The organism is Streptomyces sp. NTH33, from assembly GCF_003236365.1.
GTDB lineage: Bacteria > Actinomycetota > Actinomycetes > Streptomycetales > Streptomycetaceae > Streptomyces.
In genome coordinates this window covers 1-232 of the sequence record NZ_POTZ01001109.1, presented here as the reverse complement: position 1 = coordinate 232, position 232 = coordinate 1, and the positions used below count along the sequence as shown (strand labels likewise).

1 protein-coding gene is annotated in these 232 nt (G+C 70.3%); it reads right to left on the bottom strand.

Going from position 1 to position 232, the window contains the following annotated elements; genetic code table 11:
* Window positions 1-232, bottom strand: a 232-nt coding sequence (locus C1I97_RS38710; protein WP_309147876.1) for an AfsR/SARP family transcriptional regulator, incomplete at both ends; no start/stop codon positions are given.

Sequence of the window (232 nt, the reverse complement as noted above, 5' to 3'; positions counted from 1 at the left end):
CCACGGGGTTCGTCGCCGCGCAGAATGGCCAGTTCCAGCCCCTGCAGTTCCGCGCCCGGGTCGACGCCGAGTTCGTCCCGGAGGTGTGTCCTGACCCTCCGGTATTCGGCCAGCGCCTCGATCTGCCGTCCCGCCCGGTAGAGCGCACGCATCAACTGGGCGGCGAGCCCTTCGTGCTGGGGATGGGCCCTGGTGGCCTCCCAGAGGTCCACCAGGACCTCGCGACATCGTC